This is a genomic window from Bacillus sp. B2-WWTP-C-10-Post-4 (assembly GCF_009183805.1).
Lineage (GTDB): Bacteria > Bacillota > Bacilli > Bacillales > Bacillaceae_G > Bacillus_A > Bacillus_A cereus.
In genome coordinates, this window is the sequence record NZ_WEII01000144.1 from 1 (window position 1) to 8,640 (window position 8,640).

Below are 8,640 nucleotides of genomic sequence, written 5' to 3' on the forward strand. Positions count from 1 at the left end.
ATTAAAAATTTAAGGTAGATAGGACGGGAAAATGAAAAAGATTATTAAAGTTGAAGCAGTTGAAAAACATTTTGGAAATCAAGTGATTATCCCACCTCTTTCTTTAGATATTAAAGAGGGAGAGTTTTTAACAATTTTAGGACCGAGTGGCTGCGGGAAAACGACTTTACTTCGTATGATCGCAGGATTTGAAACTCCAACTAAAGGGAATCTTTTATTAGATGCTGAAAGAATTAACGATTTGCCGCCATATAAGCGTCATATGAACCTAGTGTTCCAACATTACGCACTATTCCCACATATGACAGTAGAGAAGAATATTTGTTTTGGTATGAAAATGCAGAAAGTATCAGCAGCAGAGCAGAAAGAGCGTGCTGAAGAGGCAATGCGTTTAACGCAGTTACTTGAGTTCCGTAATCGTAAACCTGCGAAGCTTTCTGGTGGACAACAGCAGCGTGTTGCAATTGCAAGAGCGATTGTAAATAATCCGCGTGTATTACTATTAGATGAGCCACTTGGAGCGCTTGACTTTAAGTTACGAAAAGACTTGCAACGTGAATTGAAAAACTTACAACGTAATTTAGGAATTACGTTCATATACGTAACGCACGATCAAGAAGAAGCAATGAGCATGAGCGATCGTATTGTAGTTATGAATAAAGGACATATCGAACAAATCGGAACACCGAAAGAAATTTATAATAAGCCGAAAACATTGTTCGTTGCGACATTCATCGGTGAAAATAATATTGTGAAAAACGGGGAAGGCTATGTAGCAATTCGCCCTGAAAATGTAAAAGTACGTTCGGTTGAAGAGTCAATTTTAAAAGAATACCATCTTGGACATATTGAAGATATCGAGTTTGTCGGAAATATGGAGAAGCTTTATGTACGTGATGAGAAAACATCAGAATTACTAATGGCATATCAAACTGCTGAAGAGGCAGCGCAGTGGAGCATTGGAGATAATGTATATGTAGGCTGGGAGCAAGAGGACGAGGTGACCTTAAATTGAAAAAAGGGAAATTACTCGCACTACCTACAGTCGCGTGGCTGTTAATTTTCTTCCTAATCCCGCTCGTATTCGTATTAGGATTCGCCTTCATGCAGCGCGGAGCTTACGGGACAGTAGAAATGCAATTTACGCTGGAGAATATATCCCGTGTGTTTGATCCTTTGTACTTAGGAACGTTATGGGAAACTGTTAAGATCGCAGTTATTACAACAGTAATATGTTTATTAATTGGTTATCCGTTTGCGTATACAATTACAATTGTTGACCGCAAATACCGCTCTATTCTTTTATTATTGGCAACGATCCCGTTTTGGATTAACTTTCTTGTTCGTTCATACGCATGGATTGTTATTTTACGTTCACAAGGTCTTGTGAATACGTTGTTATTAAAGCTTGGCATTATTAGTGAACCGTTAAATTTATTATATAATACTCCTTCTGTAATACTCGGAATGGTCTATTCTTTATTACCATTTATGATTTTACCAGTGTATGCAGCAATTGAGCAGCTGGATAAGCGTAAGCTAGAAGCGGCTTATGATTTAGGAGCAACACCAATAAAGGCATTTTGGAATATAACAGTGCCGATGACGATGTCAGGAATTGCGACTGGTTCTATTTTAGTATTCGTTTCTTCTATCGGAATGTTTGTTGTATCAGACGTGATGGGCGGATCGAAAGTAGCATTAATCGGAAACGTTATTCAAAATCAATTCTTAGGTGCACGTGACTGGCCATTTGGATCTGCGTTATCGATTATCGTTGTTCTATTCTCTGTTCTGTTAATTTACTTATATTATCGTGCAACGAAAGTATATAAATATAATGAGAACGGAGGGGAATAGGCAAAGATGAAGAAGTTTTTAGTTTCTTATTCTTGGTTAATTTTGTTATTCTTGTATTTTCCAATGATGGTTTTAATGGTCTATTCTTTCAACGACTCTCGCATTAATGCGGAGTGGGAAGGTTTTACATTCCATTGGTATACAGATTTATTTCAAAAACAAGATGTTATTGATGCATTTGTAAATAGTATTACGATTGCAGTTATAACAACGATTGTGACAACGGTACTTGGTGTATTCTTTGCAATTGCTTTACATCGTTATAAATATCGTTTCGAAGGGGCTATTAATGGCCTTGTATATTTACCAATTTTAATTCCTGATATTTTAATGGGATTATCTTTACTAATTCTTTTCAGCCAGTTAGGAATGGAACTTGGACAAACAACGATTATTATTGCACATATTACATTTAGTATTTCGTTTGTTGTTGTTATTTTAGCTGCGCGTCTTTCAAGTATGGGACGTGACTTAGAAGAAGCTGCAAATGATCTAGGAGCAACGCCTTGGCAAACGTTTCGTTATGTAACGTTCCCAGCAATTGCACCGGGAGTTATTTCGGCAGCATTATTAACATTCACATTATCAATTGATGATTTTGTAATTAGTTTCTTCGTATCAGGACCAGGATCAACAACATTGCCATTATATATTTACAGTATGGTTAAGCGCGGAGTATCACCAGAAATTAATGCTCTTTCTACAATTTTAATTGTTGCTATCGTAGGATTAATGGTTCTATCTGAAATCTTCCGGAATAAAGGTGCAGATGGTGAAGAAAACTCTGGAGGACACCTTCCTTTATAATACGAACGATATAGAAAGTACAAGGGGGTAATAAACCGATGAAATTAATGAAAAGAATAGCTGGCGCAGCAATTAGTTTTAGCCTTGTTGCTGGTGTGCTTGCTGGTTGTGGTGAAAAGAAAGAAGAATTAAATATTTATAGCTGGGCTGACAATTTTGATGAGCAAGTGCTAAAAGATTTTGAAAAGAAATATAATGTGAAAATTAACTATGACAAGTACGCAAGTAATGAAGAAATGCTTGCGAAATTACAAGCTGGTGGCGCAAAGTACGACTTAATCCAGCCGTCTGATTACATGGTTAAAACAATGGCGAAAATGGACTTATTAGCGCCGTTAGATAAAAAGAATATCCCGAATATCGAAAATATGGTTTCTAATTTCAAAACACCTGCGTTTGATCCAGAGAATAAATATTCTTTAGTGTACACTTGGGGTGTAACAGGGATTGCATACAATAAAAAGTATGTGAAAGAAGCACCTACAAGCTGGGCGGACTTATGGAATGAGAAATATAAAGGACATGTAACGTTACTGAACGATTCTCGTGAAGTATTAGGAGTGGGTCTTAAGAAGCACGGGTTCTCAAACAGTACGAAAGACGATGCACAATTAAAGACAGCAGCAGATGATTTAAAGAAGCTGCTTCCAAACTTATTAGCATTTGATACAGATAACATTAAACAAAAATTCATTACAGAAGATGCTTGGATCGGAACAGTTTGGTCTGGAGATGCAGCATTTATCGCAAAAGATAATAAAGATGTAGAATATGTTGTACCGAAAGAAGGCGGCACAATTTGGGCTGATACGTTAGCAATTCCAAAAGGTGCAAAACATAAAGAGCTTGCTGAGAAATTTATGAACTACTTACTAGATGAAAAAGTAAGTGTGAAAAACTACGAGTCAATTGGTTACAGCAATCCAAATGAAAAAGCTCATCCTCTTCATAGTAAAGAATACCGTGATAATCACATGATTTTCTTAACGAAAGAAGAGTTAGATCGTACAGAATGGCTTGTTGATGTAGACGATAAGTTAAAAGACTATGATCGTTACTGGACAGAGCTAAAAACAAAAGGTAAATAAGTAAGGAAATGCGGTTTCTAAAGTAGAAATCGCATTTTTTCATAGTAGGAGGAAATCGTTTGAAGAAGAAGTTACATCAGTATGAGGTAATGTGTATCGGTTTGTTATTTGCTGTATTTGGTATTGTTGCTTGGCGCGTACATGCAGGTGGCGTTACAGTGATGGATACATATGTCCGTGGATTAGTAAGAGGGCTACAAACGGAAAGTTCTCTTATATTTTTCTCGTACTTTACAAAATTGGGATCAGCAATTGGGATAGTCACTACGCTCGTTATAAGTTTGCTTGTTTTTTGGAAGAAGCGTTATTATGCTGCGATGATTGTATATCCAATGGGGATTTTAATAACACATCTTGTGAATAAAGGGATAAAAGAGATTGTAAAGAGAGAACGTCCGTCATTAAATGAAGGGCTAGATGCACTTGGATATAGTTTTCCTAGTGGACATGCAATGCTATCGATTATGACATTTGGATTTCTTACTTATATCATTGCTGCTAATTTGAAAAGCGTAGCTGGGAAATGTGTCACAACGATTTTGATGGGTATAGTAATTCTATCGATTGGATTAAGTAGAATCATTTTAAATGTACATTACCCAACTGATATTTTAGCTGGTTACTGCGTAGGTGGTATTTTGTTAATTATCGCGATTTACTACCATCGTTTACTTACTGAGAGATTAGGGCTTAATAAGGAGAGATAGAAAAACGTCTGGAAAAACTATTATTATAGTTTTTCCAGACGTTTTTTGTTTATATCAAGATGTGATACAGTATAAGTGACAATTGAATTATTTAAAGTAGGTGAAAATGTGTGAAGACAAATGTACATAAAGTTGATAAGTGGGGGAAGTTAGGAGCTTTTTTGTATCAGTTTCGTTATACAGTAATTGTAGCGTTACTGTTGCTCGCAATCGCACTTGGGATTTTTGCTCCAAAGTTACCGGGAGTATTAGGTGGTGACGGTTTCCAAACGGAAGGCGACTATCAAAAAACAAAAGAAATTTTAGATCAAGATTTTAAGAAGTCTCAAGATACGCTACTGCTCGTTTTTGAGAAAAATAAAGATGCTTCGCATGAGGAATTTAAAAAGCGAATAGATGAAATTGTAAAGAATGTTCAAGAGAAAGAGAGCTATGAATCTTTCCATCACCCAATCCAAAATAAAGAAATGCTACAAGATGACAGCGGTTATGCGACAATTTTATTTTCCGGGAAAACAAATAAAGAAAGAATGGAAAAGACATTACAATTTGCTGATGAGATTGGGAAAGAAAGTAATGTAGCATTAAAAGTAACACCTACAGGATTCCCGAAAATTAATCAAGAGATTAATGAAAGAACGCAAAATGATTTAAAAGTAGCAGAAATGATTGGATTACCAATTGCGTTTCTTGTATTACTATTTTCGTTTGGTAGTCTTTTGGCATCAATTTTACCGATTTTGAATGGGGCGCTTAGTGTTATTAGTACGATGGGGGTATTGTATTTCATCGGTGTTGATAAAGAACTATCTATTTTCGTGTTAAACGTTGCGCCGATGATTGGACTTGCATTATCTATTGATTTTGCGCTATTATTTGTGAACCGTTTTCGAGAGGAAGTTGCTAAACGAACGGTAAAAGAAGCGATAGCAATTACATATCAAACGGCAGGACGTGCGATTGTATTTTCAGGATTATGCGTATTTGTTGGGTTATCCGGTTTGTTTTTCTTTAAGATAGATTATATTCAATCTGTTGCGATTAGCGGAATGATTGTTGTCATTATGAGCATTTTATTCTCACTCACACTTCTTCCAGCACTATTATCGTTAATAGGTAAAAGAATATTAAAAAAGAATCAAGTAGCACATACGCCGGCAAAAGCATGGCGTAAATTTGCACAATTTGTCATGAAACATCCAATTGCAATGATTATTGTTGTTACAACATTTATTGTTATTTGCTTATTACCATTACGTACAGCGAATTTGCAGTTCCCTGGTGTTGAAGCTTTACCTGAAAAGAGTGATACAAGGATTGCATATGAAAAGTATGAAGAAGCATTTAATGAAACTTTCAAAACACACGCTGATGTTACGTTAGTTGTAGAGACGAAAAAAGATATGAAAGAAAAAGAAAGTCTACAAAAGATAGAAGAAGTCGTTCAAAAGTTAAAAGATGATAAGAAAGTACATGAAGTAAGAAGTTTATACGACGGGTTAACTGGAATGAAAGCAGATCAAGTTGTTGGAATATTGCAGTCGCCAGAATCAGCGAAACTAACTCCTGTATTTGAAGCATACACGCAAGGGAATAAGACGACGATAGAAATCTTTTTGAAAACAAAACCACGTACAGAGACTGCAAAACAGTGGGTACGTGACTTTAAAAAGAACTATAAAGAAACGGATGTTACGTATTATCTAGGCGGAATGACGACGTTTCAACAAGAATTAGAAGATGAAATTAAAGATAAAGTTGTAATTGGTATATCTGTTATATTTGGATCGACCTTTGTTATATTATTATTTGCATTCCGATCTATACTCATTCCAATTAAGGCAATTGTTATGAATATACTTAGTTTAAGTGCAACCATTGGAATTGTTGTTTGGTTATTTGAAGGTGGTCATTTCGGTTTAGAAGCAAGTCCGGTTCTGTTTGTCTTACCAATCTTCATTTTTGGCCTCGTATTTGGGCTTAGTATGGATTATGAAGTATTTCTTATTTCACGTATTCATGAGCTCTATGAAGAAACAGGAGATAACGATCAAGCAACGTTAGAAGGGCTCGTTTCAACAAGTAGAATCATTACATCAGCTGCTTTAATAATGATTGTTGTAACTGGTGCATTCGCATTTACTGATATTTTACCAGTAAAGCAGATGGGTCTTGGCGTTGCATTAGCAATATTTCTTGATGCAACAATTATTCGTCTTATGCTCGTACCAAGCTTAATGAAGTTATTTGGAGACTGGAACTGGTGGTTACCATTTCGAAAAAAACGAGAAAAAGCATCGTAAAAAATGCTCATCAATATGATGAGCATTTTTTATGAATAGCAAAGCCTACATTTTGCAAATAGTATGTGATAAGAACATTACATAATAAGTAGGTGAAGGCAATGTTTCGTTATTTTAAGTTTAAGTTAAATGATACAGTACAGTTTGCCGAGAACGATGGGCATATGTATCGCATTGTCGGTTATCGGTTAGAAAAAGGATTTTATCCAAAAGATGAATGGACTCATATCATTTATGAACTACTTAGAGAATTTGACGGGTATACGATGGATGCAGAAGAGGAAGAACTTGTAAAGGTCGTTCAAGTAGAGGATGAGTATTACAAAATACAAGAAGTATCAGGTTATCGCTATCCAGTAAAAATGAAACAAAAACAACAAGTGATGAAAATAGAAAAGATGGACGATTTATTAGATGCTTACAATGATTATAAAAGGTTGGCGGATTTCTTTAAAGATTTATCGTATGAACAAAAAGCTGAAGAAGTATTATTAGAAATGAAAAGACTTAGAGCTTGAGGGGCAGTCTATTATAAGACTGTCCTCTATTTTTGACAGTGCATCAAAGTGTGTTTTCCGTTACAATGAGAGAATCAATAGAAATAAGGTGATAAACAGTATGGAAACAAAGAAAAAGGGCGAATGGTGTGAAATTATCGTTCCAGCTAAATGGAATGGTATAAGTATTGAATCGGTATTAAAAGTAGAATGGGAAATACCGAAAAAGCTATTACATCAGCTTCGTATGGAAAAAGGTGTTACGGTTAACGGGGAACAAAGAAGATGGAATGAGCTTTTAAAAGAGAACGATAAGTTACAAGTCCATATGTTTGCAGAGGAAGAGTACGGTGTAGATCCAGAATATGGTGAATTACATGTAGTATACGAAGATGATCACGTACTTATCGTAAATAAACCAGAGCAAATGGACACACACCCTGCTGAAAAAGGTGGAACCGGGACGCTTGCAAATCTTGTTGCTTTTCATTTTCAAATGCAAGGTTTAGAGACGAAGGTGCGTCATATTCATCGTTTAGATAAAGATACGACAGGTGGTGTCGTGTTTGCTAAGCATAGAATTGCTGGTGCAATTATGGATCGTCTATTAATGGAAAGAAAAATTAAAAGAACGTACGCAGCGCTCGTTGAAGGGAAAGTAAAGAAGAAACAAGGAAAGATTGATGCTGCTATCGGAAGGGACCGCCATCATGCTACAAGGCGTCGTATTTCTCCAAAAGGTGACCAAGCTATCACATATTATAAAGTAGAAAAGTATTTTAAGAAGCAAAACACGACTTTCGTAACGTTACAATTAGAAACGGGTAGAACACATCAAATTCGTGTTCATATGAGTCATAATGGTAATCCACTAGTTGGGGATGTATTATATGGTGGACAAACAAAATATATGTCCAGTCAAGCATTGCATGCGATGAAGATAAATTTCTTGCATCCAATTACGAAAGAAGCAATTGAAGTGGATGTGCCGTTTCCTACAAAGTTAAATAAAAAAATAAAAGAATTTCAAAAAGAAAATGCGTAAAGTATAAGTTTTAACTTGAAAAAAGTAGATTTTTGCAGGGATTTCTCTAAAAGAAGCGAAGCCGTTAAGAGAAAAGAGAGGTGAGAATCACTTGATCAAATATAAGTATGTACTTGGAATATTTTTCGCTTGTCTTTTACTTACTCTATTTCTCTATCCCTATTTACCAAATCGTATGGCAGTACATTGGAATGTAAATGGTGAGCCAAACGAGTTTATGAGTAAACAAGTTGTTGTAGCATTTATTCCTTGTTTTATTATTTTTTCATATGGATTTTTGTATATTATTTCACATAATATATTTAAGTTTAATGAAAGAGAGCATGGTATTAT

The 8,640-nt window shown here is 35.5% G+C and carries 9 protein-coding genes; all 9 read left to right on the forward strand.

Going from position 1 to position 8,640, the window contains the following annotated elements; translation table 11 throughout:
* The first annotated feature begins 31 nt into the window (after positions 1-31).
* On the forward strand, positions 32-1,015 hold the full coding sequence (potA, locus tag GBN78_RS27040; RefSeq protein WP_000720318.1) for a spermidine/putrescine ABC transporter ATP-binding protein PotA: 984 nt from the start codon (positions 32-34) through the stop codon (positions 1,013-1,015).
* Entirely contained in the window at positions 1,012-1,860 is an 849-nt protein-coding gene (gene potB / locus GBN78_RS27045) for a spermidine/putrescine ABC transporter permease PotB (protein ID WP_000715500.1), read from the forward strand. The genes potA and potB overlap by 4 nt, the downstream gene beginning before the upstream one ends.
* A 6-nt stretch (positions 1,861-1,866) precedes the next feature.
* Positions 1,867-2,667, forward strand: a complete 801-nt coding sequence (gene potC / locus GBN78_RS27050; RefSeq protein WP_000714192.1) for a spermidine/putrescine ABC transporter permease PotC — start codon at positions 1,867-1,869, stop codon at positions 2,665-2,667.
* Positions 2,668-2,705: 38 nt separating this feature from the next.
* A complete protein-coding gene (gene potD, locus GBN78_RS27055) occupies positions 2,706-3,755 on the forward strand; it encodes a spermidine/putrescine ABC transporter substrate-binding protein PotD (protein WP_000772485.1) in 1,050 nt (349 codons plus the stop codon).
* Between the two features lie 59 nt (positions 3,756-3,814).
* Positions 3,815-4,462 (forward strand): phosphatase PAP2 family protein, encoded by a 648-nt coding sequence (locus tag GBN78_RS27060; RefSeq protein WP_152127901.1) that lies wholly within the window; start codon positions 3,815-3,817, stop codon positions 4,460-4,462.
* Positions 4,463-4,572: 110 nt separating this feature from the next.
* A complete protein-coding gene (locus tag GBN78_RS27065) occupies positions 4,573-6,765 on the forward strand; it encodes an MMPL family transporter (RefSeq protein ID WP_152127902.1) in 2,193 nt (730 codons plus the stop codon).
* Positions 6,766-6,866: 101 nt separating this feature from the next.
* Positions 6,867-7,283 (forward strand): hypothetical protein, encoded by a 417-nt coding sequence (locus GBN78_RS27070; protein ID WP_000490301.1) that lies wholly within the window; start codon positions 6,867-6,869, stop codon positions 7,281-7,283.
* Between the two features lie 100 nt (positions 7,284-7,383).
* Positions 7,384-8,307: an RluA family pseudouridine synthase gene (locus GBN78_RS27075; protein ID WP_000448320.1), complete on the forward strand. Its 924-nt coding sequence runs from the start codon at positions 7,384-7,386 to the stop codon at positions 8,305-8,307.
* 91 nt (positions 8,308-8,398) lie between these two features.
* Positions 8,399-8,640: DUF1648 domain-containing protein (locus tag GBN78_RS27080; RefSeq protein ID WP_152127903.1), on the forward strand; the 242-nt coding region annotated here is incomplete at its 3' end.

Bases quoted from the DNA above. Each gene is read 5' to 3' on its own strand.
- potD (WP_000772485.1), top strand. From the start codon at position 2,706: ATGAAATTAATGAAAAGAATAGCTGGCGCAGCAATTAGTTTTAGCCTT.
- potA (WP_000720318.1), top strand. From the start codon at position 32: ATGAAAAAGATTATTAAAGTTGAAGCAGTTGAAAAACATTTTGGAAAT.
- GBN78_RS27075 (WP_000448320.1), top strand. From the start codon at position 7,384: ATGGAAACAAAGAAAAAGGGCGAATGGTGTGAAATTATCGTTCCAGCT.
- potC (WP_000714192.1), top strand. From the start codon at position 1,867: ATGAAGAAGTTTTTAGTTTCTTATTCTTGGTTAATTTTGTTATTCTTG.
- GBN78_RS27070 (WP_000490301.1), top strand. From the start codon at position 6,867: ATGTTTCGTTATTTTAAGTTTAAGTTAAATGATACAGTACAGTTTGCC.